Annotated in this window: 20 protein-coding genes; 5 read left to right on the forward strand and 15 right to left on the reverse strand. The window is 46.3% G+C overall.

From position 1 onward, the window contains the following. Positions 1-4: 4 nt before the first annotated feature. From CHH60_RS08055 to rpiA, 7 genes are all read right to left on the reverse strand, one after another. The gene (locus CHH60_RS08055) at positions 5-718 is read right to left on the reverse strand and encodes a class I SAM-dependent methyltransferase (RefSeq protein WP_095358747.1); all 714 of its coding nucleotides are present in this window, start codon (positions 716-718) and stop codon (positions 5-7) included. Positions 719-739: 21 nt separating this feature from the next. Next, on the reverse strand, positions 740-1,090 hold the full coding sequence (locus tag CHH60_RS08060) for a hypothetical protein (RefSeq protein WP_095358748.1): 351 nt from the start codon (positions 1,088-1,090) through the stop codon (positions 740-742). Positions 1,091-1,143: 53 nt separating this feature from the next. Continuing rightward, positions 1,144-2,097 carry an alpha/beta hydrolase gene (locus CHH60_RS08065; RefSeq protein WP_095358749.1) on the reverse strand — a complete coding sequence of 318 codons (954 nt, stop codon included), beginning with the start codon at positions 2,095-2,097 and terminating at the stop codon, positions 1,144-1,146. Between the two features lie 132 nt (positions 2,098-2,229). After that, positions 2,230-3,936 (reverse strand): hybrid sensor histidine kinase/response regulator, encoded by a 1,707-nt coding sequence (locus tag CHH60_RS08070; RefSeq protein ID WP_095358750.1) that lies wholly within the window; start codon positions 3,934-3,936, stop codon positions 2,230-2,232. 14 nt (positions 3,937-3,950) lie between these two features. Next, positions 3,951-5,039: a cobalamin B12-binding domain-containing protein gene (locus CHH60_RS08075; protein ID WP_095358751.1), complete on the reverse strand. Its 1,089-nt coding sequence runs from the start codon at positions 5,037-5,039 to the stop codon at positions 3,951-3,953. 241 nt (positions 5,040-5,280) lie between these two features. Beyond that, on the reverse strand, positions 5,281-5,742 hold the full coding sequence (locus CHH60_RS08080; protein WP_095358752.1) for a MarR family winged helix-turn-helix transcriptional regulator: 462 nt from the start codon (positions 5,740-5,742) through the stop codon (positions 5,281-5,283). Positions 5,743-5,887: 145 nt separating this feature from the next. After that, positions 5,888-6,559: a ribose-5-phosphate isomerase RpiA gene (gene rpiA, locus CHH60_RS08085; protein WP_095358753.1), complete on the reverse strand. Its 672-nt coding sequence runs from the start codon at positions 6,557-6,559 to the stop codon at positions 5,888-5,890. Between the two features lie 665 nt (positions 6,560-7,224). Here rpiA and CHH60_RS08090 point away from each other — a divergent pair. Both CHH60_RS08090 and CHH60_RS08095 read left to right on the forward strand, forming a co-directional pair. Further along, positions 7,225-8,967: a methyl-accepting chemotaxis protein gene (locus CHH60_RS08090; RefSeq protein ID WP_095358822.1), complete on the forward strand. Its 1,743-nt coding sequence runs from the start codon at positions 7,225-7,227 to the stop codon at positions 8,965-8,967. 42 nt (positions 8,968-9,009) lie between these two features. After that, positions 9,010-12,723 carry a non-ribosomal peptide synthetase family protein gene (locus CHH60_RS08095; RefSeq protein WP_095358754.1) on the forward strand — a complete coding sequence of 1,238 codons (3,714 nt, stop codon included), beginning with the start codon at positions 9,010-9,012 and terminating at the stop codon, positions 12,721-12,723. Positions 12,724-12,795: 72 nt separating this feature from the next. Here the strand turns inward: CHH60_RS08095 and CHH60_RS08100 are convergent, their stop codons facing one another. The 3 genes from CHH60_RS08100 to fucU all read right to left on the reverse strand — a co-directional run bounded on the left by CHH60_RS08100 (position 12,796) and on the right by fucU (position 14,653). Further along, positions 12,796-13,416, reverse strand: a complete 621-nt coding sequence (locus CHH60_RS08100; RefSeq protein WP_255247865.1) for a TraX family protein — start codon at positions 13,414-13,416, stop codon at positions 12,796-12,798. 53 nt (positions 13,417-13,469) lie between these two features. Beyond that, entirely contained in the window at positions 13,470-13,940 is a 471-nt protein-coding gene (locus CHH60_RS08105) for a GNAT family N-acetyltransferase (protein ID WP_095358755.1), read from the reverse strand. A gap of 239 nt (positions 13,941-14,179) precedes the next feature. Further along, positions 14,180-14,653 carry an L-fucose mutarotase gene (gene fucU, locus CHH60_RS08110; protein WP_095358756.1) on the reverse strand — a complete coding sequence of 158 codons (474 nt, stop codon included), beginning with the start codon at positions 14,651-14,653 and terminating at the stop codon, positions 14,180-14,182. Between the two features lie 249 nt (positions 14,654-14,902). Here fucU and CHH60_RS08115 point away from each other — a divergent pair, with 249 nt between their 5' ends. Both CHH60_RS08115 and CHH60_RS08120 read left to right on the forward strand, forming a co-directional pair. Next, complete coding sequence (locus tag CHH60_RS08115) at positions 14,903-15,325, forward strand: MarR family winged helix-turn-helix transcriptional regulator (protein WP_095358757.1); 423 nt, start codon at positions 14,903-14,905, stop codon at positions 15,323-15,325. A 33-nt stretch (positions 15,326-15,358) separates the two neighbouring features. Next, positions 15,359-16,657, forward strand: a complete 1,299-nt coding sequence (locus CHH60_RS08120; protein WP_095358758.1) for an MFS transporter — start codon at positions 15,359-15,361, stop codon at positions 16,655-16,657. A gap of 94 nt (positions 16,658-16,751) precedes the next feature. On the opposite strand, the gene CHH60_RS08125 is transcribed toward CHH60_RS08120, so the two are convergent. The 4 genes from CHH60_RS08125 to yicI form a co-directional block, all read right to left on the reverse strand. Continuing rightward, positions 16,752-18,050: an MFS transporter gene (locus CHH60_RS08125; protein WP_095358759.1), complete on the reverse strand. Its 1,299-nt coding sequence runs from the start codon at positions 18,048-18,050 to the stop codon at positions 16,752-16,754. Positions 18,051-18,237: 187 nt separating this feature from the next. Further along, entirely contained in the window at positions 18,238-21,168 is a 2,931-nt protein-coding gene (locus tag CHH60_RS08130; protein ID WP_095358760.1) for a glycoside hydrolase family 3 protein, read from the reverse strand. 148 nt (positions 21,169-21,316) lie between these two features. Then, on the reverse strand, positions 21,317-21,475 hold the full coding sequence (locus tag CHH60_RS29730) for a hypothetical protein (protein ID WP_176476009.1): 159 nt from the start codon (positions 21,473-21,475) through the stop codon (positions 21,317-21,319). Between the two features lie 100 nt (positions 21,476-21,575). Beyond that, positions 21,576-23,894 (reverse strand): alpha-xylosidase, encoded by a 2,319-nt coding sequence (gene yicI / locus CHH60_RS08135; RefSeq protein ID WP_095358761.1) that lies wholly within the window; start codon positions 23,892-23,894, stop codon positions 21,576-21,578. Positions 23,895-24,068: 174 nt separating this feature from the next. Here yicI and CHH60_RS08140 point away from each other — a divergent pair, with 174 nt between their 5' ends. Next, positions 24,069-24,983, forward strand: a complete 915-nt coding sequence (locus tag CHH60_RS08140) for a helix-turn-helix domain-containing protein (RefSeq protein ID WP_095358762.1) — start codon at positions 24,069-24,071, stop codon at positions 24,981-24,983. A 70-nt stretch (positions 24,984-25,053) separates the two neighbouring features. Here the strand turns inward: CHH60_RS08140 and CHH60_RS08145 are convergent, their stop codons facing one another. Next, positions 25,054-25,974 (reverse strand): hypothetical protein, encoded by a 921-nt coding sequence (locus CHH60_RS08145; protein ID WP_095358763.1) that lies wholly within the window; start codon positions 25,972-25,974, stop codon positions 25,054-25,056. Positions 25,975-26,207: the final 233 nt, after the last annotated feature.

The raw sequence follows: 26,207 nt of genomic DNA on the forward strand, positions 1-26,207 counted from the left end.
TCTGCTATTGCTTCTGTACGGCAAAACGAAGCAATTCGCAGCGGAACTGTGTTGGTTCATCGTACTTTTCTTCTTCAATGGTCTGAGTTACGTGTTCCTGAAGCAGGATATTCCATCCTGCATATGCCTCTTCAAGCAATTCGGTGGCCTTGGCTGTTGACAGATTTAGTTCGATCAAAGGCTCAATTCGCCGTCCAGTGCTAATCTCCTGCTCCTCTACACTTGTACTCATTGTGATGCAATGAATTCCACCTGTGCGTGTCCCTGCCTGGAGACGACTTAGCGCTTCCAGAAAAGCATTTTCACCCGATACGTGCTCCAAGCAGGAGCAAGCTGCAATAAAATCAAAACTATTCGGCCTGATATCATAATGCTCCACGTCTGCTTTCACGGCTTTTACCATATGATCAACCTGATACTTCTTCGCATATTTCCGAAGTCCTTCTACTGCTTCGTCCAGCAGATCCACACCGATAACCTCACTGTTCGTTTGCTGCAGACGCTGTGCAATTGGAATGGTGTGTCGCCCTACTCCGCATCCCAGATCAAGCACTCGCAGTTCCGATTGGTGTGCGAGCAAACGCTCCAGCATCTCCATCACCATTGGCATCGGTCTCGCCATCCACGTTCCGGCTTCAAATAGCTCATTATTCTGATAAAAGTTCGAATGGTAACCTGCCTCCGCTTTGCGTGCTGCTTCGAATTGTTCATTTCCCATGAATGGCACCCCCGTAATAATCTAGAATTGAATTGTCAGCGTTCCTGAGATGGAAATTAGAATGATGGCCCAAATAACTAACGCTAGCAGGGCACCTGTGACAAGCATTTTCCCGGTGTCCCTTTTGTAAGGATCGTCATTAAATAACATTACCCCGCCAATAACAATCGCTATCGGTGGAAGAAAAATCGCAATTAGAATTAGCAGACCTATGGAGTAACGATCCAATACATCCTCCTCGTATTCTCCCATTTGTGTTGTCTCCGCAGGAACGGTCTTCATTTCAACCAGATTGCCACATGCTTTGCATTTGAACTCGTCTACACCCATTTCCTGTTGACAGTAAGAACAAACTCTTCGTGAACGCGGCATGCTGCACCTCCCTGTTATAAGCACCTACTTTTAACTATCCACGATATTAAAATCTATTTCGCGCGCTGCATCATTACCTTGTTAAGGAAGGCATCAAGGACTTCCACATAACGCAATCGATCCACCTGAAAAGCTGTACCGTGACCTGCACGGGGAATGGTCAGCAGCTCTTTTTCCGTAGGACAAGCTTCATAAAGCCGATACACCATCTCTGTTGGGACAAAGGTATCCGCCTCTCCATGAATAAACAGAACGGGAACCTGCACCTTGGCGAGCTGTTTGAGAGCCGATGCCTCCCCGAAGGAATACCCTGCTTTCCATCTGGAGATCAGACTTGTCACAGGGATAAATGGAAAGGGCGGTAATTTGTACAATTGTTTAAGCTGAAACGTAAGCTCATCCTTCACCGATGTATAGGAGCAGTCTGACACGATGGCTTTTACCTGCTCCGGCAGAGACTCCCCTCCTGTCATAAGAACCGTTGCACCGCCCATGGAGATGCCATGAAGCACAATGTCTGTCTGGTTGCCTACCTTGTTGATCACCCAGTGGACCCAATCGACATAATCCTTCCGATCCAGCCAGCCGAATCCGATGATGTCTCCTTCACTGTGACCATGAGCGCGATCATCAGGCATGAGTACGTTATAGCCTCTTTTCTCTACATAGTACCTTGCAAAACCAGCCATTTCTCTGCCTCTCCCGGAATACCCGTGCGCCAGAATTACCGTCTGACTCGACTTCCCAGTTGAAGCCAACCATATTCCCTGCAATTTCAACCCATCGTGAGACGTGATGCTTACCTTTTCGCCATCCTGCATGTCCAACCACTCCAGGTCTGAAGCACTGCTGATCAATTCATTATCCGGTTCAGGCATTAAATTCGGATTGTCGATTAGAAATGGTTTTGGCGCTCGGCGAATAGCTGTTTTGAAAAAGTATAGTCCTCCGAACCAAGTCAAAATAAGAATGACCAGAATAAGTGCGGTAATCCCGTATATTAACATGTATGCTTCTCTCTCCCTCTCAAGATCTTCTACCCCTAACACATTTAAGGATACATGTTCTTATGTACACTCGTTTTCAGGCGAAAAAACAGGCTTGCTGCCCTAACCTATTTCGTTAAGACAGCAAACCCTTTAAATGATTACCTTCTCCAAAGCTTCACAGGCTTCCTGGTATGCGGGTATCAATTCACCCAGCAATGGCTCAGCCTTCCTCACCTGACCTGTTTTAGCAAGCTGTTCAATCCTCGCAAAAAGCGTCGAACAATATTCTATTCCGAGACTCAAGCTGCCGGATTTCAGATCATGGGCACATTCCGCAGCTGCAATATGGTCTCCGGAAACAACGTATCTCCGAAGCACTTCAATTTTGCCAGGTGTTTCGTTACGATACATATCTAGCAGCATTTCAAGTATCGATTGTTCACCGTCGCTGTTCAATTCGCCAATCTCTTTGACTATGCTCATATTCAGCACTTCCCGAGGTTCAGAGGGATGCTGCCATTTTTGAATCATGTTTTTTAAGGATTCCAGTGTGAACGGCTTGCCAATGAAATCATTCATTCCAGCTTCAAGACATTTTTCTTTCTCTCCATCCATGACGTTGCCTGTCATCGCAATAATCGGAATGGCATGACGCATTTCATCCTGCTCCATGGCTCTTATTTTGCGTGTTGCCTCGAGTCCATCCATAACCGGCATCATGTTATCCATTAGAATGATTCCATACCTCTTGCTAAGAAAGGCCGCAACAGCCTCTTCTCCGTTGGAAACCGAATCGACCTCGGTGATCCCAAGTTTCTTAAGCTGCATCAAAACAACCTGACGGTTAATCAGATTATCATCTGCCAGCAGGATTGGCCGAAAATAGGGTTGCTGTAGTAAGGCGCCAGAGTCATGCAATGTATCTTGTCCCGTTGGGGCTATGGCCTTCACCGGTTCTGTCTTGCGTCCCATTGGAATTTCAAACCAGAATGTCGAGCCCTGGCCCTCTTGACTAATGACTCCAATCTGACCGCCCATTAACTTCACAAGAGACTGGCATATGGATAACCCCAGGCCTGTTCCTTCATATTCCTTGGAACGGCCTTTTTCCGTTTGAACGTAGGGTTGGAACAAGATTTCCTGATCTTCTTCGGCGATTCCAATTCCCGTATCCTTTACCTCAAACCGGATCCATTGTGAGTTCTCATCTTCCCGAACCAGGACAACTTGAATACGTATTGACCCTTCTTTTGTAAATTTGTTGGCATTTTGAATCAGGTTCATCAAAACCTGTGTAATTCGTGTGGAGTCTCCCTCAAGAACCCCCGAGATTCGGGGATCACATTCCACGTCCAGTTTGTTCCCATTTTGGATCACTTTGGGCTCCAGCAAACGAATGATGTAGTTAAACGTAGGCTTCAGTTCGACATCTCCCATTTCAAGACGCATCTGACCTGCTTCCAGTTTGGAAAAGTCCAGCAGGTCCTGAATCAGCTTCAGCAGAAGTCTCGCTGCTTCTTGAATCACTTGAACCGAATGCTGCTGTTCTTCGGACAAGGAAGAATGCTGCAAAAGTTCAGCCATGCCTAATATTCCATTTAAGGGTGTACGGAAATCATGGCTGATTACAGCTATAAATGAACTCTTGGATTCTCCTGCTGATACTGCTTCTTTTCGAGCGGCATCCAGACTTGCGTTATTTTTAGCAAGCAGACGCTGAAGCGTCACCAGTTCATTGTTCATTTCGGAGAATTCACTAAGAATTCGCTCTTCCTGTTCCTTACTGCGAATAATCTGATCAGATAAATGTTCAATCGTTTTACGCAGCTTTTCGATCTCGCCAGCTTCATTAGACATTGCGTCATTCCTCTCTATTCGCGAATCATACCAACGTTGCAGTTGGCAGATTGCTGAGCCAGCAGGCTTTCTGCAACGGCAACAGCCTCATCAGCTCCGGGAGCATAACCATCTGCCCCAACGGTCCTCCATAAATCCGGATCAATGTTGAATGGATAACCTCCTACCATGATTTTCACATGCGAGGTAGCCGGGTGATTACGAATCATTTGGATAAGTTCTTTGGCAAGATGAAGATGAAATGTCATCGTTACTGAAATAGCCACCACATCTCCCTGATGGCGTTCGATCGCCTCAAGCAGGCTGCCATTCGGAACATTTGCCCCCAAATAATACGTATCCCAACCTTCCATCTCAAACACGTCAGCAAGCATACGTAAACCGATCTCATGCTGCTCACTGCCTACACAGGCTGCAACCAGCTTTTTCTGCTGTGGCTCATGGATCAACCAGCGGGGATACAGCCGCGAGATAATAGCCTGTGTGGCTGCCGTACAAAAGTGCTCCTGAGCGACACTAATCTGGCTAAGCTGCCACAAGCGGCCTATTTCATATTGAGTGGGTTGAAAAATATAACGATAAATATCACGAATGCTTGCTCCGCTTTCCAGCTCGGCTTCAATAATGCCAAACGCTTCTTGGCGTCTGCTATCCAGAAGCGCCTGCAAATAAGATTTGGCAGCATGGCCGTATGGCAAAGATTCGTTGATGAATCCTTGTGCTACGTCATGATGCTGGATTTGATAGATTCCCATTTCCAGATAATCTAGAACAAGTGACTTGGATGCATCATCAAACTCTTCTTCTAACGTCTCTTTGATTAGATTTAAATTAATGGCGAGATCATCCGCCGAAACGTGATAACCTGCCAATAGTGTTTTGAGCCAAGATATATAATGAGTAAACAGGTTAGGACTCTTAACTAGAACGCTCTCAGCCAGATAATTCAAACTATATTGCGAATCCTGTTGAGTGCGCATTCTGCCATTTTCACCAAAACGTTCAAGTAAATCAGGTTGCAGCGTATACTGCTTCTCCGTTATTTTATCAGCCAGCCCACCTGCTGCTTTCAGCAAGCGTTCCCCAGCTTCCTGATGGGTCATTATGTTATCCCTCCTCTTGCTGTGCAATCGTATCAACCATGATGGAATATCCACGATAAGAGTCGATTCGATTTCAATCAGCTATTGATCGGGAAATGCTTTTATTATTATACATGAACCCCAAGGAGAAACGTTTCATATGGAGCTGCATATTAGAACGATTTTCCTACATTATGAGCATTCCTGCAAGTCATATAGCTAGTACATGCCCCTTTTTTCCACACAAAAAAACCGGCCTGCGTTATGGACGCAAGTCGGTTTTCCCTTCAGCAGCAAGTCCTAGTTTCTTCAGTAGGCGAATGGCATCCGCTTTTTCCGAAGGCTCTAAACCTTCCATTGCATCAATGATAACCTGATGATGTCCAGGGAATATTTGGGCGAATAGATTTCTTCCCTTTTCCGTCAATTCCGCATAAATAACACGACGGTCTTCCTTGGATGCACGTCTAAACAGCAAATCCTTGTTTTGCAGCTTATCCACTACATAGGTTATGTTCCCGCTGGACATTAGCACTTTCTCTCCGATTTTTTGCAAGGCTTGTGGGCCCTTATGATATAACAAATCCAGTACCCCGAATTCTGTCGTATTCAGTCCATGACTCTGGATGTCACGATTGGACCTTGATGTAACGGAATTGTAAGCTCTGGCGAGAACCACGAATAATTGCAACGATAGTTCCCGATTGTCCTCCGTATTCGGCATTTCCATAATCCTCCGTCAATTGTTTGCAAATTCAGGCTGCGTTTCGATGCCAAGCAGCGTTTTCATCCCTCACACAGCACTTCTCAAAACAAGTTATTACAATCAATAAACCAAGCACATGTATCCTTCGATCATCTGATCGATTTTAGGAACGATGGCGCTCATCAATACTACCGTCATCTTTAGCCAGAATCACCGTATCGGCCATGTCAACGAACAAACCGTTATCGACTACGCCTGGCAGCATGTTGAGTTGTACATTGAGCTCAGCCACGTTGACGATGGATTCCATCCGGCAATCGGCAATCAAGTTTCCGTTATCCGTAAGGTAGCGCTCATCTTCATTCATACGCCATTCTGGTCGACAGCCCAGCTTCTCCAGCGCCTGGAAGGTCCATTCCGATGCAAAAGGAACCACTTCCACTGGCAGTGGAAACTGACCCAATTGTTGAACCGCCTTGCTGCCATCAGCAACTATGATGAGTTTATCACTGTTAGCCGCCACGATTTTTTCACGCAAAAGAGCTCCGCCGCCGCCCTTGATCAGATTGAAATCAGGATCGACCTCATCTGCACCATCGATCGTAATATCCAGCCTTCCAATCTGGTCAAACGGGATGATCGGAATTCCCCACTCGCGAGCCAGCTTGTCCGAAGCTTCCGAAGTCGCCACAGCCTGGATTTGCAGCCCCTCGCGCACACGCTCCCCCAGTCTGCATATCGCAAAATATGCCGTCGAGCCTGTTCCGAGTCCAACCTTCATGCCATCCTGAATGTATTCTGCCGCCCGCTCTGCTGCAATTTTTTTCAGATTCATCTAAAATAAACCCCCGCCTGCTTATGATTTGAAAAATGCACACTGTCTTTATTATAGATAAAACCGCTTCCGATGTATATCCATGCCGAATGCCATGCAGCAGGAAATTTGATCTAACGACAAATCCCGGTTTTCGCCATTTCCTGCTATGTAAGTTTATCGTTAGTTAAATTGGTATAAGAAATCTGGAATACTACCTTCTCCTTTTCAGACAATAGGCCGTTCCTCCTCATTACATTAACTTTCAAGCCTGGGTTTATTTCTAAGGTTTAAGGATGTTTTTTGTATCATCCTGTTATAAAATAAAGATGGAGACTAGAAAATGGAAATTTCTCCAAATAAACAGTTCTAAATACCTATGTAATAAGTGTTATGTCCGCAAATATGTAAATTATTAAAAAAGTTTTAACGAAACTATTCAATTTAACAACATTTCATACGACATATTAAGTATAGATGTGTTTTAATAATTAGACACCTATGGATTATGAGGTACAAAAGTCTCTGCATTAAGACTGCGAACCCAAGACCATGGTCGCATACATAAGCTCTGGAGGGGGATCAACAAATGACTTGATTGGCTGCATTCATGCAAGCAAATAAAGGTTTGTTAATTACAAGAAGATCAGGAGTGGAATTTAGTGAAATCATTTAGTTGGAAAAGCATGTCCTTTTTCTCAAAAAACTTATTACTTTCATTCACCAACATCATTATTATCGGGGTTGCACTTATTGCGAGCAGCTATTACTTCCAAAAGACGGTTCTCGTAGACCAGCTGCATGGACAAGTAGAACAAATCACTAAAAAGTGGGCAGAGGGAATCAAACCTGCCGACGTAGAGGCAGCTATTGCAGAAGGCAGTTATGATGGAAAAGTACAAACCCAGCTGCGTGCTTATTTCGATGAAATGCAAGAATATTATCCGAATATCGCCCAAGCTTATATCTTCGGTGTAGAGCTAGGCGGAGATACGAAAAGAGAAACTTCTCTCGTTGCTATGCCGACCAATCTGAGAGAAGCATTCCAGAGCGATAATGTTAATATTGGCGACATGTATGAACAACCTGTTGTTGTGGCGAATGCCCTCAAAGAAATGCTGAATACGGACCGTCCAACCTTCACGACTTTCTATTCAGATGATTTTGGCACATGGACAACCATCGCTTATCCGATCAAGGACAGCAACGGCAAAATCTTCTCTTATTTTGCAGTCGATGCAGATGCAACAGCAGTACCTGCCGGACTGAAATCACTGCTTAAAAACGGTATCATCATTCTGGTTGCTTTCCTTCTGTTGTTCCTGATTATCCAATACCTGGTAGTTAAAAATACTCTATCCCCAATTCGTCACCTGATCAAAGGGATCGATGACGTTAGCCGGGGTAATTTGAATGTCAACATTCCGACAGGAAAAGACGACCTCGGACTTGTAAACGAGAAGTTCAACACGATGGTTCGCAAAATCAATGACACAATCGTTAAAGTGCAAGTCACTTCTCAAGAGGTTAACCAATCAGCCAAAGAGCTGTATGAGGTATCTGAGAAAAATAGCGAGAACGCAGATTCCATCAACAGCAATGTAACGCAAATTACCTCCAACATCCGTGGACAGGAACAGGCAAGTATCGATAGTGCCCGTGCCATGGCCGAAATGGCGACTGTGATTCAAACGATTGCCAGCAGTTCCGCTAATGTAGCTGATGAAGCTTACGAAATGGAGCGCCGTTCCCAGCAAGGTAATACGGTTGTACGCCAAGTGTCTCAGCAAATGACACTAATTACGGAATCCGTGAAAAATACGGCTTCAGCAATTCAGGTTCTGGAGAGCCGTTCACAGGAAATCGGAGATATCCTGAACATCATCACCGGCATTTCCAGCCAAACCAACCTGCTTGCATTGAACGCATCCATTGAGGCAGCTCGTGTTGGTGAAGAGGGCCGAGGATTTGCAGTTGTTGCTGGTGAAGTTCGTAAGCTCGCCGAACAATCCGAACAATCTACAAGCCAGATCGCCGTATTGATTGACGAGATTCAAACCGAGATCAAACAAGCTGTCCGCGCAATGGAAAAAGGTACGGCAGAAGTCGATACCGGACTTGACGTTGCAGATCAGACAGGAAAGTTGTTTGAAGATATTCTGGAAGCTGCGAAGAAAGTATCGAATCAGATTCAGGAAGTTTCCAGTGCTACAGAAGAAATCTCTGCAAGTACAGAGGAAATGACTGCTACCGCAGATGATTTGTCTGCCAGCGTTAGCAAAACAGCAGAAAGCAGTGAGCGTATTGCCGCTTCCGTCGATGACCAGAAGGCTTCTCTGTCGACCCTTGTTGATTCTTCCACCCGTTTGACCAGCATGTCCGAGGAATTACAGGAATTGATCTCTCACTTTAATGTAAGCAAGTCCTAAAAAACAATAAAACGAACGTTATAATTAAGGAGGAAAATAGACGTGATCGATCATCACTCTTCATCTTCCCAGACAGTGGAATCTGAGTTGCCAGTTCTCCAGATTCCACTGGATTTTGGGCGCCGTCAACAATCATTTTCGTATGAATCAGCTCATATACAGCTGCAGCCAACACAGAGCCGTGAACTCACTCAGAAGTATGGCTCAACGTCGATTTATAACGCGCTCCTGTCGGCATATGCTGCCTTGTTGTTCCGGTTGTCTGGAGAACAGGAATTAGGCATTGGCACGCTTGATCCGGATCGTTCTGCATCAGTTCTGCTGCTGCAGGTACATGGCAAGATGAGCTTCCGTGAGCTAATTCGTCAAGTTACCCTTTTGCAAGAAAATGAAGATTCGATGCAGCCGGGTGCTTACCCGGAAACCTTGTTTATGTTTAATAGTGTTCAGCTTCCTCAGGCTCCGCAGGTGCTCAATTGGAGTATCCGTGAGGAGCAGAATGTATATACACTCGATTTGTTCTTTGATGCATCCCTCCTGAAAGAAGCAACCGTGATGAGATATGCTGAGTACTATCAAACTCTGCTTCTCTCGATGATTCGGGATGAAGACGTGACCATTGGCTCCGTGGATATTTTGTCCGCCTCTGACCGGACGCTGTACCGCGAGATGAATGATACCTGTGTGTCTGAGCCTGAGCATCAGACCATCCATGGCTGGTTCGAAGCTACGGCTGCCGAGTATCCCGATTCGCCCGCTATCACGTCCCCATTTGGCCGGTATAGCTACAGAGAATTGAACGAACGTGCCAATCAAGTCGCACGCGTACTGTTATCCAACGGACTGCAAAAGGGTGAGTTCGTCAGCATCTTCATGGAACGCAGTCTGGAAACGATCATTTCCCTGCTCGGCATTTTGAAGGCAGGCGGTGTATACGTTCCGATTGATCCTGAACATCCGCAGGAACGCAATAGTTATATCGTGGAAGATACGGCTTCTTCTTTTGTTTTAACCAAGGAGTCCTCTCTAGCAGAAGCTTCACGGTTGTTCTCGGGTATTCCTACCGTACGTCAAATTCTGGCTGTGGATGGACGCCTGGCCGGGTTTGCAGCAAGTAATCCTAATCTGGATATTCAGGCAGACGATCTCGCATACATCATCTACACCTCCGGATCCACTGGCAAACCCAAAGGCGCACTCGTTGCCCATCGCGGGGTTGTCAACCTTGGAAGTGTCGTGCAGCGCGATTGTGACATTCAAGCCGGGGACGTTTTGACTCAGTTTGCTACATACAGCTTCGATGCTTCCGTCTGGGATACGATCGGTGCACTGTTCTATGGTGCAGAATTGTATCTGTTATCTGCCGAGGAACGTGTATCTGTAGAGGAGTTCGCCACGGCAATTGAGCGCACAGGCACAACGATTATTACGATCCTGCCTACGATCTTCTTTAACCAGCTTGCATCCTATCTGTCAGACGAAGGGTTCCACAAGCTGGCCAAGGTTAAAATTATTACCGTTGCGGGCGAAGCCCTCTACGGAGAACAGGTTCGCGCCTTCCAGCGCAAATTTGGTAACCAGATCGACATCGTCAATGTGTATGGGCCTACCGAATGTACTGTGGCGACAACGACACACCGGATCAGTGAACAGGTCCCGGATCATGTGGCTAACATTCCGATTGGTAAACCGATTCATAACTACAAAGTGTATATCGTCAATGAAGAGCAGCAGCTCTGCCCTGTAGGCGTGCCTGGTGAAGTATATATTGCTACCCCAGCACTGGCGAAAGGGTACTTGAATCAACCAGAACGTACAGAGCAAGCCTTTATTGATAACCCTTTTGCAATTGATGAGAAAATCTATAAATCCGGTGATATTGCCAAGCTGCTTGATACCGGTTTGCTGGAATATGTCGGACGTAGTGATTCACAGCTGAAGATCCGTGGTCATCGGATTGAAATTGGTGAGATTGAGGATCATTTTGCTCGCCTTGAAGGGATTCAGGATGTTGTGGTCATTCCCAAGAAGGAATCGGACGGTCAGAACATGCTTGTGGGATATTTCACTTCCAAGGATGGCACCACTCTATCCGTAGATCAGATTAAAGCTGAATTGGCAGACAAGCTTCCATCCTATTTTGTACCGAAATGGATCTGTCAGCTTGATGAAATGCCTATCGCACCTACCGGCAAAATTCACCGCAAAGCGATGGTATCCTTTCCAAACGAGGAAAGACATGAAAATCGGCCGGATCGGGTCATGCCTGAGACAGAGACCGAGGCGATCATATTCAATGCATGGAAAGAAATTCTCGGACACAGCGACTTTGGAATTGAAGACAGCTTCTTTACGATTGGTGGCGACTCCTTGCGAGTAATCCATGTCCTGGTTATTCTGAAGCCGCACTATCCGCAGCTGAAGATTGCTGACTTCTTTGCAGAAAAAACCATTCGTTCCCTGGCACTTCGGGTACAGTCACTTGCGGAGATTACCGAGCAAACTGCCCCATCCGGTGAGCAAACTGGCGTAATGACTCTACTGGCAGAGCATCCGGTCGAATTGGCTTCCCAACTAGGCTACCCCGAGATTCTTAATCCGGAGCATGTTCTGCTAACAGGCGCTACAGGTTACCTTGGTTCACATGTGCTGCAGCAGCTCCTTCTTCATTCGGATGTGACAATCCATACGCTTGTTCGTCGTCCGTCTGACGGTAATACAGCCATGCAGCGTTTAAGCAAGGTTATGGAGGGATATTTCGGCCCTGAGATCAGTGGACTTCTCGCTTCACGTGTGGAGATTATCGAGGGAGATCTGGAGAAGCCTAACCTCGGTTTAACCGCTGAACAAACCAGTAAGGTACAAGCCCGGATTGATCGTGTAATTCACTGTGCGGCAGACGTAAGACACTTTGGAGATGCAGAACAGTTTGCCAAAACCAATGTTGAGGGTACGGTAGCCCTGCTGAATCTGGTTCGCAGCAAACCCGGTGCTTCCTTCCATCATGTCTCGACCATGGGCATACCGGAAGATTTGGCACTCAGCGGACAATGGGAATCATCCCTTCAGTATGACCGTTTCCCGGCAGATCTGCATGTAGAGAACCTCTACTCTGACAGCAAACTTGAAGCGGAGAAAGTATTGATGCTTGCAGCAGAGGAAGGTGTACCAGTTAGCATCTACCGTGCGGGTAACCTGACATGTCATTCGGAAACAGGACGCTTCCAGTCCAACATCGACAGCAATGCCTTCTACCGGATGATCAAAGCGATGCTCCTTCTCGGCAAAGCTCCAGCTGCCGAATGGTTGGTTGATTTCACACCGATCGATTATGCAAGCCAGGCTATCGTGCATCTGGCTCTACGTGATGACACGGCTGGACGGGTATTCCACATTTGTAATCCCGAGTCGATCCGTTACGATAGTTTGATTGCTTCCATCAATCGTGCGGGATATGAAGTCGAAACGCTGCCTTTTGATGAATATACCAGTTGGTTATTCGATTCATCCATCAGCAAGGATCCAGAGGCCCTGCAGCTCGCCATTGCCCAATTGGAAGGTGACGGTGCAAAGGATTCAGCTTACGTATATGCCTGCCCGGTAACAACAGCGTATGTTGAGCCAGCCGGAATTCACTGTGCAAAAGCAGATGACTCATTCATCTCCAGCATGCTGCAGTATGCAGTTAACATTGGGTACTTCCCTGCTGCTAATCAGCCGCAGCTTGACTCTTCCACGCCTCATATTGTGGAGTAGGACCATTCATTTATCTTAAAACAAACAAGCCACCTGGCCGTCACTTCTGACAGCAAGGTGGCTTGTTTGTTTTTATGTCCAGCGAATAATAGCAATAATCGCAAGATGAGCCGGGTAAAAATAACGCCAGATCCACCTTGGCCCTTTCAGACGAAAACCTGCCCCATAATACTGCGCAATCGCAATGCCTAACGTAGCCACTACGCTGTACATTTGCACCGAACTGCTGTGCAGCTGGATATAAAGAGCCGTTAACAAAACATGCCCCAGCACAAGTATGGGGCCCTGGAAGTACCGGAATAACAGTACCAGCAGCAGTCCATACATGCCATAATCCATGGCCGTTACTTCCATAATTATACCTGCCCCGATAACAATCGGGATACCCAGTAATCGGTTCGGCTGTTTGTCCAGTACCAGCAAAACCAGCAGGGACGACCATAGGGTCCATACGACGTTTAATGACAAGTGATTAAATGCCGCCATGAAAGGGACTTGGGAGAGCACAGCGATCCAAAAAAGACGCCAGATGTATTTTTGTACATTACGTGTATGCTTATATCCGATATAGACAGCAAATGCATATATGGGAAAAGCAATCCGCCCAATGATCCTCAGTTCCTCGACCTGCGGATAAAAGACAGCCCCTATGTGATCAATCAACATCGTGATCATGGCGATCCACTGCATCATTTTGCGTTAATCCCTCCCCTATCTATCTCTACTTCCAATACACCTATTCCAGGTTAATCAACATTACGTTCATAATACAGGAAGTGGTCATCTTTCGCATACCCCTCTGATTCATATAATGCCTGTGCCTTTGTATTGTTAATCGCTGTGGATAAGGTTATTCGAATTGCCCCTGTCTCGCTGGCGAAGGTTTGTGCAGCATGCATCAACTTGCGTGCTATACCTTTCTTGCGGTGATCCTTATGTACATATAAATCGTTTAGGACCCATATGGACCCCATGGACACTGAACTGAAGCTTGGATATAACTGAACAAACCCGGCTATATTCCCAAGTCCAGGCTCCGTTTTGGAATCCGATTCTGCCATCCATATCACAGATTCATCCTTGCTCAAACGCTCCTGAATGTACTTTACGGCCCTCTCCGTATCAGAAACCTGGTTGTAAAACATTCTGTACTGGTTGAATAATTCACCTATCTGCTGCGCATCAACAAGCCCTGCCCGTCTAACCCGGTACACCATTTATTCCTTCCCCCCTTAACCCCGAATGTTTTTTTTCATATACTCTATTTATTTTAAGGCAATTACAACCATCTACCATTCATCATCTGCATCAAAGTTTGCAATATATTTCGTTCCTTGGAACAAAATAAGTTCACACGTACAGATTTCCCTTGTCTGAGAACAATCCGATATAACACAAAAAGGCGAACAGGAGCGTAAGTGCCTCCGTCGCCATGGACTAAATACTTTATTGGAAATCACTTTAATTCCATACGTTGACTTTGTGGATCAGGACTTACATCAGGGAAAATGACCCCTTTTTTCAAGATGAGATTGGCATACTGGGCACGTTCACCGGTAGCAACGATGGCATAGGCACGAGAAGCCCTCTCATAGAAAGAAAATCGTTCTTCTTGATCGAAGGCGTCTGTGATGCCTTCATGCTCCAAGATCAGCCTGCGGTAATCCTCCCATATGATCGGAACAACCTGATCTCCCTCTACAACCTGCATGACGGCTGCAGGCCGTTCTGCATACGTATCAAGTGGATACAAACTCAAAATGGCCTCCAGTAACTCTACGGTTCCCAGCGCATCACAACGGATGAGATGCCTGGCATGGCTGGCTGCAGGGAAATTGCCATCAGCGAGCACCAATTCGTCCCCGTGCCCCATCTCGGACATAATCTTAAGCAGTTCTGGAGAAATTATTGCAGGAATGTTTTTCAGCATACTCAGCTCTCCTTGTTAGCTCCACATCGAATGGAGCAGAATAACCTTCGGTATTCCAAGATGACATCCTTAACTTTCCACCTATGCAGTTCACTTCCATTCTATCAGGATTTTCTAACTTCGCATAATCCATTTTGAACGTAGTTTATATCTAATTTACTTTGACAAAATTAGTTGCATCACATATAGTTGTTATAACAAGTAATTCGTTTGAAGATGATTTATAGGAAAGTGAGGAACGACGTTCGTATGGACTATTCGCTAGAGCAATCTGTCGGATTTATGCTGGGCTTCACATATCGCAAAGCCGCTGCTTTACTTGCGACCCGTTTTAAACCTTACGATATTACAACAGAGCAATTCTCTGTTCTATTCAATATCGATAAGGGAGAAGGCGTGAACCAAAAGGAAGTTGCGAGTCGCGTTCTGAAGGATCAACCCACCACTGCACGCATTATTGATCTACTCGAGAAAAAGGGATGGGTTGAACGTCGGACCAGTGAACAGGATCGCAGAGCTTATCTCCTCTATCTGACTGCGGAAGGAAAAGCGTTGATCGATATTCTGGTTCCCATTGAAAGAGAAATGAATAAAGAACTTGCTGAAGGTATACCCGAAGACCAGATGGAAGCATTTAAACATACTCTTTCCCTCATCAATCGCAACTTGTAAAGAACTGAACATCTCAAGGGGGAATGAATTCATATGAAAGACCGTTCTACACAGGTTAAACTTTGGACCACCGACTTTATTTTGCTCATGCTCTGTAACTTCCTGCTTTTCCTACAGCTGCATATGATTGTTTCTCCTCTTCCTTCCTACGTACAGGAACGATTCCACGCGAATGCATTTGAAGTCAGCTTATTCACCTGTCTGTTTGCGCTTAGTGCAATTGCAGCACGCCTATACTCAGCCAAAGCACTCGAAAAAGGCCTCCGCAATGCCATGATCTACATCGGCCTGTCTGTAGCCCTTCTTGCTACACTCGGGTATTATTTTGCTGCCGGCATAGCTGTTCTGCTGCTGCTGCGAATGATTTTTGGTGTTGGTTTCGGAATGAGCAGTACCGCCTTCCCAACCATGGCCTCTGACATCATTCCGGTTAAACGTATGGGAGAAGGTATGGGCTACTTCGGGTTATCTACCAGTCTTGCCATGTCCATGGGTCCCATCATCGGGGTTACGCTGCTGCAGGGTTCGGGATTTGTAACACTTATGCTGTGTACAGCGGCCGTGATCGTGGTCATCTATCCACTCAGTTATTCGTTAACACGTAAGAAAGCATCACGTTCACATGCTGGTTCACCTCAAACTTCAGCTGGGCCGGTAGCGAACGTTTCCGGAACGAAAGAGAAAATTCCTTTTAATCGCAAATTGATCTTGCCCAGTGTGCTGAATTGCTTGTTATCCATCACCTATGGTGGACTTGTCGGATTCATTGTGTTATATGGCAAAGAGGCCAATCTGGCCAACCCTGCTTTATTTTTCTTGTTTAACGCGTTAGCTGTACTGTTAGTCAGACCATTTGCAGGCAGATTGTATGACAGCAAAGGACCCAAAGCGCTGCTTATTCCTGGAGCGATTTTTGTGGCGATCGGACTGACTATCCTTTCTTTTGCAACGTCCATGCCGATTTTATTTGTCGCAGCATTTATATACGGCATTGGGTATGGTTCCATGCAATCGTCACTGCAGACCTGGATGATTCAGATTGTAGCTCCAACCCAGCGCGGGATGGCGAATGGCATGTTCTTGAATACACTTGATTTGGGGATTGCTACGGGTGCTCTGCTGCTTGGTGCGATCGCCTCCATGACAAGCTACACGGACATGTACCGGTATTCTGTCATCTTCATGATTGTGTTCTTGCTAATCTATCTTATCCAAGGTAAACGAAGTGGAACTTTCGCAGTCACCGTCCATCCGTTACTTGCCCATACACATATATCCGGCACGAATTCTGACTCCAAAGAGTCAAGTTCAACCACAACCGCTGAAAAATAAAAAACTCTCGTCAAATAAAAAACGCGTTTGCCGGTTGAGAATGATGTTCTCGCCAGCAAGCGCGTTTTTGTGTCTACGCATTAACGCAGTTCATTTAAAATGGACTTTTCTTTCGCCTAACGGGTACCCTTCTAGGTACATGATTCGTCTCCGCATTCTGCTCCAACTTGTCAGGGGCTCCCCCCGAGCTGGGCTGTTTTCCTTTTTCAGGCTTAACAGCAAATAATGTGAGCAGGCCACCTACCGCTCCGGTAGCTGCGATTACAATAAAAAGAATAAAATGCGATGTACCAATGAGAAGGGATACTACCGGTGGCCCCAAAGAAACGCCAATAAAACGCATACTGCTGAACAAGGCTGTAATCGTACCGCGCTGCGCTTTGTCAACGCCTTCAGTAATGAGTGCATCAAGACAGGGAAGCGTGGCACCAATCCCTACACTACCCAGAGTGAACAATCCCACCACCAGATAGATGTTATCCCAGAGCCCCATAATGATCAAAGATCCGGTCAGAATCACAAGTCCCGTAAAACCCACCCACTTCATGCGAACCTTGCTCTTTCCAATCCATTTACCTGCGAGGAAAGATGACAAGCATAGAGCCGCCAGCGGAATCGCAAGCACCAGACCTTTAAGAACACCTTTAAGCTGATACTCAGACTCCAGCGTCTCCGACAAATAAAACAGCACGCCAAAAATAACAAACATGCAAATTCCACCGATGGCAAAAAGTGAATATAACCAGCGGCCTTTTTCTTTTAGCACTGAGCGAACGGATGAGACAAACTCGGAGAAGGTCGGTGGCTTCTCTTTTTTCTTCGGCGTTTTCACCAGAAAAATAACGAGTACCAGGGATAGCAAACAGAGCACCGGTATGGCCATAAACGGGAGGTACCACAGCCAAACGGCCAGCGCAGCACCCAAGATGGGACTTATGACTTTACCGAACGTATTGGATGTTTCGATAATACCCAAACTTTTGCTGACCTGCTTTTCGTCGTCAAACATGTCACCAACAAGGGGTATGACGATGGGAAAAGCTCCAGCAGCGCCTATTCCTTGCAGAAGCCTTCCGCCAAGGATGGTCCAATACGCTATGCTTCCGTTTAGCATTAACGCAGCTCCGCCTGCTACCGCACCCCCTGCTGCTGCAATGATAAGGCTGGGGATGATGACCGCTTTACGTCCAAACCGATCAGACAGATACCCTGCAATCGGGATAAGCAGTATGGCAACCACTGCGTATACCGTAATAAGCATGCTGACCTTGAAGGACGAAACTTTCAGCTCACGCTCAATTTGCGGAAGGATCGGAATCAGCATGGAGTTACCCAACGTCATAATCACCGGGATGGAAGCAAGTGCGACGAGGTCCCACTTTTTATCTTTCATGCCTTAACCACCTTTACAAGATCGGAAAACAACAATGTTAGTGTGGTTCGTTCGCCAATTGATTATACGGGATATGTAAAAAAGTTCAGTTACAGCATGATAAAAAACCGTTCCGGTTTGTGCAATCGGAACGGTCATATGTATCATTCATTGTGTTGAACAGATCTTTTTCACTCCGCAGCAATGATTAACATTTTAATCTGAACTGCTGAATGGCAGCGCCACCTTGGAACACAATATATAAACGTTCAAGTTCCTGCTCTGGTTGAAGTGGACATTGGACTGTTGTCCACTGGATGTCAGAGCGATCTTGGCCCAGTGTGGATTCAGAACCATTCATGGGCACGGGACATGTTCCAAGAAGCGCCCCATCTGGCCCTCCAGAACGTATCTGCAGCTCGCCACCTTTTCCAAAAGCAGCTACCCTTGCTTCAAATGTATGTGCTCCTTGTGTTCCGTTATTCAGGAAAGCAACCCAGGACAGCTGATCGACCTTATACAGTGGTTCTCCAGGAACAACCGCCCGAACTGCTGATCGTCCTTCCAAGCACTCGTCCAGGAGCACACCTGCATACTCATCAAAATTCTCTGCAAATGTTGGCAGGTCCAATTGACGGGCAGGTATAACCTCCCCTTCAATCTCCATATCGACTGTCTGGCGAATGTCTTCCGAGGAGCGTCCAGCCATGATGGACCAGGTCGCTGTCTCTAGGCAATATCGGTCACGTGTGACATCCCAGAAGGCAAGCTTTTGAACAGGAATTTCAAAAGATATGGTCTGCACTTCGCCAGGTGTAAGATGGATCCGCTTAAAGCCAATTAATTGCTTCAAAGGCCGCTTCACTCGGGATATCTGCGGACGCCCATAGATCTGCACTACTTCATCACTTGCAACGTCTCCCGCATTTCGAACCTGTACTTCAACTTTCAATACATCAGCTCCGGATACTCCATTAATCCGCTGAGCGTCCATTGCATTGTATTCGAATGGAGAATAAGTCAAACCATGTCCAAATGGATATAGGACGGGACCTTCATGGTACATATATGTCGTACCGTTATTAATAATATCGTAGTCCATGATATCGGGAAGCTGTGACTCATCCTCATACCAGGTCATATTCAGTCTGCCTGCCGGAGCATATGTGCCAAGCAGCACATCCGCAACCGCATGACCAAGTTCTTGTCCTGCATGGGTCAAATATACAATGGCTGGAGCTGTGTCCTTCAATTCCTGAAGTGCAAATGGATAACTCCCCACAATGACGACTACGGTATTCGGATTTGCCTTGCAAACCTCCTTGACCAGACGGACCTGCTCAGACGGGAGCGTAAGACCAGGCCGATCAATTTCTTCCTTGCCGTTAATATAGGGACTGTTGCCAACAACGACTACAGTTAGATCACTGGCTTTTGCAGAAGCTGCTGCTCGCTTGATACCATCCATCTCGACATGCTTCACCAGTCGTACTGGCTCCTTCGCTCCAATCACCAGGTCATTTGCTTTCGACGCTGTCGCTCCATCTTCTAATGAATCTGCAGCAATGGGTGCCAAAACATGTTTGCCCTGATGTTCAGCAAGTCCTAAAGGAAGACCATTCCACGTCCGCAATAAGTGGCTGTTATCGATCTCGGGATCAAATTGCACAACTTCCTTAACAAACCATCCCCCGATCTCTGGTGCGATCGCCTGATATTTTCCTTGTTCGGTTAACGTAATATAGCGATTATTGTTTACGCTTCTCAGCGTGTGACTTCCCCATCCCCAATCCTGATGAACGAACACAGCCTTCTCCGCACTGCCTTCCGGAACGGCTACAACGGTGCCTTCATCTCCGAGCGATAATACCTGCCCTTCCTGTGTCTGGAGGCTAATACGGTCATTCCCGTCTTCATAGAGAATCTCTGCATCTGTCAATCTGTTCCGTAAACCATCTAATACGGTAATTCGATATGGCAGCGTACCGCTATACCAATCGGTGAACACTGCATCCGCGAGAGGTCCAATGACGCTCACCTTGCGAAGTGCATCCGACTTTAATGGGAGCAACCCGTCATTTTTTAGCAATACAATAGATTCTACCGCAGCTCGATAACTTAATTTGGCATGCTCCGGCGCACACAGGACAGACTCCGGTATAGACGCGTATGGATTAAGACCCGAGCGGTCCAGTTGTCCAAGACGCATGCGAACACCAAAAATATTGCGAATAGCCCGGTCCAGATCCTCTTCCTTCAGAAAATCTCGATCAAGGGCTTCTTGCAATGCAGCTACCACCAGATCCACTTCATCGGTCAGACAATCCACGCCTGCCTTCAAGGCACCTGCCGCAGATTCGGCATGCGTCGCATGGTATCCATGATAGTTCACGGTTTGCGAGAGGTCCCCCCCGTCACAGACGATAAAACCAGGCATAGCCCACTCACCCTTAACCACGTCGTTCACATAAGGACTTTCTATTGCAGGCGTGCCGTTGATGGAATTATAGGCTGTCATCATGGACAAGGCACCACCTTCAACAAACGGTATCTCGAATGCCTTAAGATAGTACTCGCGCAAATTTCGCGGATCAATGCTGGATGAACAATTCAGCCGGTCCTTCTCGTTATTGTTGGCGAAAAAGTGTTTCAACGTAGCTACCATTTTCAAATAAAATGAATGATTCCCCTGCATGCCTTGCACGAGAGCTGCTGACATCTCCCCTGTGAGCACAGGGTCTTCACCGTAGCCTTCTTCGGTTCTTCCCCAACGCGGGTCACGTTCCAGATCAACGGTTGGTGCCCACAGGGTCAAGCCGTGGCGTTCAGGTTCGCGATGGTGGTAGGCTCTCGCCTCATCCCCAATGACTGAACCAATTTCACGCATGAGTGCCGTATTCCATGTGCTTGAGAGTCCGAGAGGCTGCGGAAAAACAGTTGCTTCCCCTTTCCAAGCCACCCCATGGGCCGCTTCTCCTCCAACGTTGTATGCAGGAATCCCCAGCCGCGGGACTGCTGCTTCGCGTGTAGGAATCAGACTAATCTTCTCTTCTATCGTCAAACGTTTAATCAGATCATCGAGTCTCTGTTCGAGTGGCAAAGCTGCATCCCACATGGGGTATTGTTCATATTCCTTCATATTTACTCCTCCTAGTTATTGGTATGGTTCAATCATCATCTTCCATTGTTCCATAAGGTCCAACGTACGTTGACGAAACTTTTGTCCGTCATGCGGCTGATCGACCTGAAATTCATGAACGTAAGCATTGAAATAAGAGGACAATATTCTATAGGCCAGCCGGCGCATACTCCAGCATTACCCGGTAAGTTGTATTGAAAAGTCCGCCCTGCAAGAGGGAGTACTCTTCCACTTTGGTAGCGGTTCCAAAATTCTTCTCCACCAATTGGTATAATATCTCGGTTGGAATAGCCCGGTGTAAGCTCAATCATACGATGACTTGCTGGCTGCAGCTACTTCTGTCTGTCTCCGCCCTAGACAAACAGAACGGCACCTTGCGGTACCGTCCTTTAAGTCATGCTTGCTAATTACAATTGAATTTTGAGCGAGCTTACGCCTGCTGCTGCAGTTACTACGATTCCTTGTTCACCAGCTGCCTGGGATCCACCCTCGACACTGGATACACTTTCGATGCCGCGAAGCACCATATTCCATGGCTTGCCTGCACCTTCAGCGCGTACCTCCAGAACAGATCCATTACGCGTTACGTTTACAACCAGTTCCTGCTCAGCCTGTTGGTTCACAACAACCGCTTGCGCCGTGTTGCCATCAGCGAGCTCGAACAAGTGCAGGGAAACTTCATTTGCAAAATCATAATCCGGTTTGCTATTGGTTGCACCCACTGCAATCAAACTGTTTGGTTTGATCATCATTGGCAATGTGCGGAAGTTGTGATTCTCACGTACAAAACGGCCGCCTTGTACTTTACTGCCTGTCAGGAAGTTTGTCCATGTTCCTTCTGGCAAGTAGTAAGTTACATCGCCTTCCTTATTAAAGATCGGCGCTACAAGAATCGAATCCCCGAACATGTACTGCGTATCCAGGCTGTATGTTGCAGGATCCTCTGGGAAGTCCAGCACCATGGCGCGCATCATCGGGATACCTTTCACAGTCGATTCCTGAGCAGAATTATAGAGGTACGGCATCAGGCTGTTTTTAAGTTTGGTGAAGTCACGAACAACGTCCACGGATTCTTCGTCAAACAGCCAAGGCACACGATACGAGGTACTTCCGTGAAGACGGCTGTGGGAAGACAACAGACCGAATTGTACCCAGCGTTTGTATACGTCAGGTGTCGCTGTATTTTCAAATCCACTGATATCATGACTCCAGAAGCCGAAACCGGAAAGTCCGAGTGACAGGCCGCCGCGAAGCGATTCAGCCATCGATTCATAAGTAGAAGAGCAGTCTCCGCCCCAGTGAACCGGGAACTGTTGACCACCTGCTGTTGCCGAACGGGCAAACAGGGCAGCTTCGTTCTTGCCAATTTTCTCTTCAAGCAATTCAAATACAGCTTTGTTATAGAGATGTGTATAGTAGTTATGCATTTTAACCGGATCAGAGCCGTCAAAGTATACAACATCCGTCGGAATTCTTTCGCCGAAGTCCGTCTTGAATGAATCTACACCTTGATCAAGCAGTACTTCCAGCTTACTCTTATACCATTTAACAGCATCCGGATTCGTGAAATCAACCAGAGCCATACCTGCTTGCCACATATCCCACTGCCACACGCTGCCATCAGCTGTTTTTACCAGATAACCGTTCTCCATACCTTCATCAAACAAGTAGGATTTTTCTGCAATATATGGGTTAATCCAAGCACATATTTTAAGACCTTTGTCTTTCAAACGGCGAATCATGCCTTCCGGATCCGGGAACATCGCTTCATCCCATACGAAATCAGACCATTGATATTCCTTCATCCAGAAGCAGTCAAAGTGGAATACGGAAAGTGGAAGATCACGTTCAGCCATGCCGTCCACGAAATGGTTAACGGTTGCTTCATCATAATCGGTTGTAAATGATGTTGTCAGCCACAGACCAAACGTCCATGCCGGTGGAAGCGCTGGTTTACCTGTTAATTTCGTATAGTTATCAAGTACATCCTTCGGATTGTCACCGCCGATAATGAAGTATTCCAAAGTCTCGCCTTCTACGCTGAACTGCACTTTAGATACATTTTCAGATGCAATTTCATATGATACGCGTTCAGGATGGTTTACGAATACACCATAACCTTTGCTGGACAAATAGAAAGGAATGTTCTTGTAGGACTGCTCGCTGCTTGTACCGCCGTCCTCATTCCATGTGTCAACGACTTGACCATTCTTAACAAATGGTGTGAAGCGCTCGCCCAGACCGTAAACGTATTCACCAACGCCAAGATCAAGCTGCTCGCGGAAGTATGCTTCTTTACTCGGACCTGTAATATAACCAGCCGCTCTCTGACCACTGCCTGTAATCCGTTTTCCTTCATACAGGAAGCTGACGTCCCAACCTTTGGTTTTGTCGATTTGAACTTCAAGATTGCCGCTTTTCAAAACAGCGCCTTGTTCATCTTGCGTGATGTCAACATTCACATCTTGATAGTTGAGTTCAAATTCAGGACTCTTTTTCACTCTTCCTTTATGGTGATTCAAGGTTACACGAATAACGTTAGGCATAGGTGAGCTGTACGTTGCTTTCAGCAAGGTACCGTTCAGCGTATCACCTTTGGTACGAATATATTTAGTTGCCGCATATACGGTCAACGAATCCCCTTTTTGCACAATATCACGAATGTCAGTCGGGTTTTGAATGTGGTATCCTTCACGAGTCATCCAGAATCCATCAGTAAATTTCATGTTTTCTTTCCCCCTTCGGTTATACTATAATAATATTGATATTAAACATGGTTTTCTTCCGATATTTTGACCAAATATATCACGATTTTGATATTTTATATCCGATTCTCAAGCAAGATCACCAATCTATGGAAACGATTACATTAATAATGATACCATAAAGGAGGACCTTCTATGGAACGCGAACGATTACGGGAGGACCGAATACACGGTAATGCTATGTATCCCGTCAGTGTTTATCCGGATATTGAACAGCTTAATGGAGACAGCATTCTGGATTGCCACTGGCATGATGAGATGGAATTTACGATGGTTACTCAAGGCAGTGCCGTGTTCCAGATTGACATGAATACCGTAGAGGTGAAAGCGGGCGAGGCGATTTTTGTGAACCGGGGCGAAATTCATGCAGGCTATTTGAAAAGCGACCTTCCCTGCGTTTTTTCCTCTATCGTGTTCAGTCCGGAGCTGCTGGGCAGCCGCACCTTCGATGCCGTGCAGGAGAAGTTCATCAGACCGCTCGTTCATAAGACACTTATCCCTCCATTTCACATAAAGCCGGAGGATGACTGGGGCCGTGAGATCCTGCTGTATCTCCAGCATATTTTTGCGGATCATGCTAACGGTTCTGAAACCTGTGAGATGACAACCAAAGCCTACCTGTATCTCATTTTCGCTCGTATGTTCGAACACATGCGCCCTGCCCCTGTGAAAGGTACCGTCCCGACAGGCAGCCATGACAAAGTGGAGCGGCTCAAATCCGTCCTTGGCTACATTCACAAACGCTACCCTGAGCCGTTGAAGCTGAAAGAGCTGGCCGACGAGGCCAATATGAGTGAAGGACACTTTTGTCGTTTTTTCAAGCAGATGGTACAGAAAAGTCCTGTCGACTATATTAACTACTACCGTGTGCAGCAAGCCTGTTACCAGCTCGAGAACACGGATCACAAAATCGTGGATATTGCCATGGATGTTGGCTTTGAACATCTGAGCTATTTCATCACCACATTCAAAAAACACAAAAATACAACCCCCTCGCAGTATCGGAAAATGTTTTATGAAAAGGTGGCCATGGAGCCTGCTCTTATATGAAGCAATAAAAGGTGCCTACAGCGGTTATGCTGCAAGCACCTTTTAATTTTTTGCTATGCCTAGTAGCGCATTATTCTTTCAACGTTTTCCAGGAAGTGTATTCATGAATAGAGAATCCCTTAAATGAGGAGTGCTCTGCCGCCAATTTCTCCACCTGCTTCAGTTGAGATTCCATGTACACTGAACCTTCTTCATAAAATGTAATGAAATCGCCTTCTTTGCTCTGCTTCGTCTCTACGGCAATTGAGATCGTTTTGCCCAGCTGGGAAGCCTCTGCAAGCTCGTCTTTGGCCACGTTATAGATTGCTGCAGCCGTATCGCGGTATGCCATAATCGTGATCGAATCAAATTTGCGAATCATCCAGCTGCTCACAGCCATTGTTGAACCCGGAATCTTGTAGTTATCCAGCCAGAAAGGCAAATCTGCTCCCACAGGCATATTCATCAGGGCAGCGCGGTCAACGATGTATTGAACATTCCCTTGCCACTGGGTAATGACGCTGGCCTGATTGGTTTTCCACTCCGGATGCACATGCGGTTCAATATCAAGATGAATCCCAGCAAATTTCTCGTCAGGTTCTACGGAATCCTGATAGGCTTCAATCCAGTCGAGGAAACTTGCAATTTGCTCTCTGCTTTCGGTTAGCCCCCAAGCCGCTCTTCCATCCATCACATCGACAGCGATATTGTAAGCTCTGGCCTTACGAATGAAATCTGTATAGTAAGGTATCTTCACATCGCGATTGATCTGCAGATAGATCGTGTTGATATCGTGGTCTACGGCAAATTTCAGCACCTCTTGCGGATTCTTTTCAATCTGAGTGGTATCCCATACCCAGGTCGCTCTAATCGGCCCTTCCACGTTTCCATGGATCGATTCATAACTTTCTACAGAACCCTGTGCAATAGTCTTGGATGAGAACGTGACACCCGCAATTAGGACCAAACAGCTGATGATCTTAATAAAATGAAACCCCCGCTTGTTTTGCATATTTGTACACTCCCCTTGTAATTTACCGTTCCATCGTCGTAATCCGGAAGAATGTTTGTCGTTTTACCCTTCATTTTATGAATCTGATAAACAATTCGTTTATGCATTTGCTTTCATATGCAATATCATCTTCTAGACTTACGACGAAAGGATCATATAAGATTATTTCGGGAATTCACACTTCTGTATTCATAGTTCTAAAGTCTCATTTATTAAAAAATTTTTAATTTACG

This window comes from Paenibacillus sp. 7523-1 (assembly GCF_002276415.1).
Lineage (GTDB): Bacteria > Bacillota > Bacilli > Paenibacillales > Paenibacillaceae > Paenibacillus > Paenibacillus illinoisensis_A.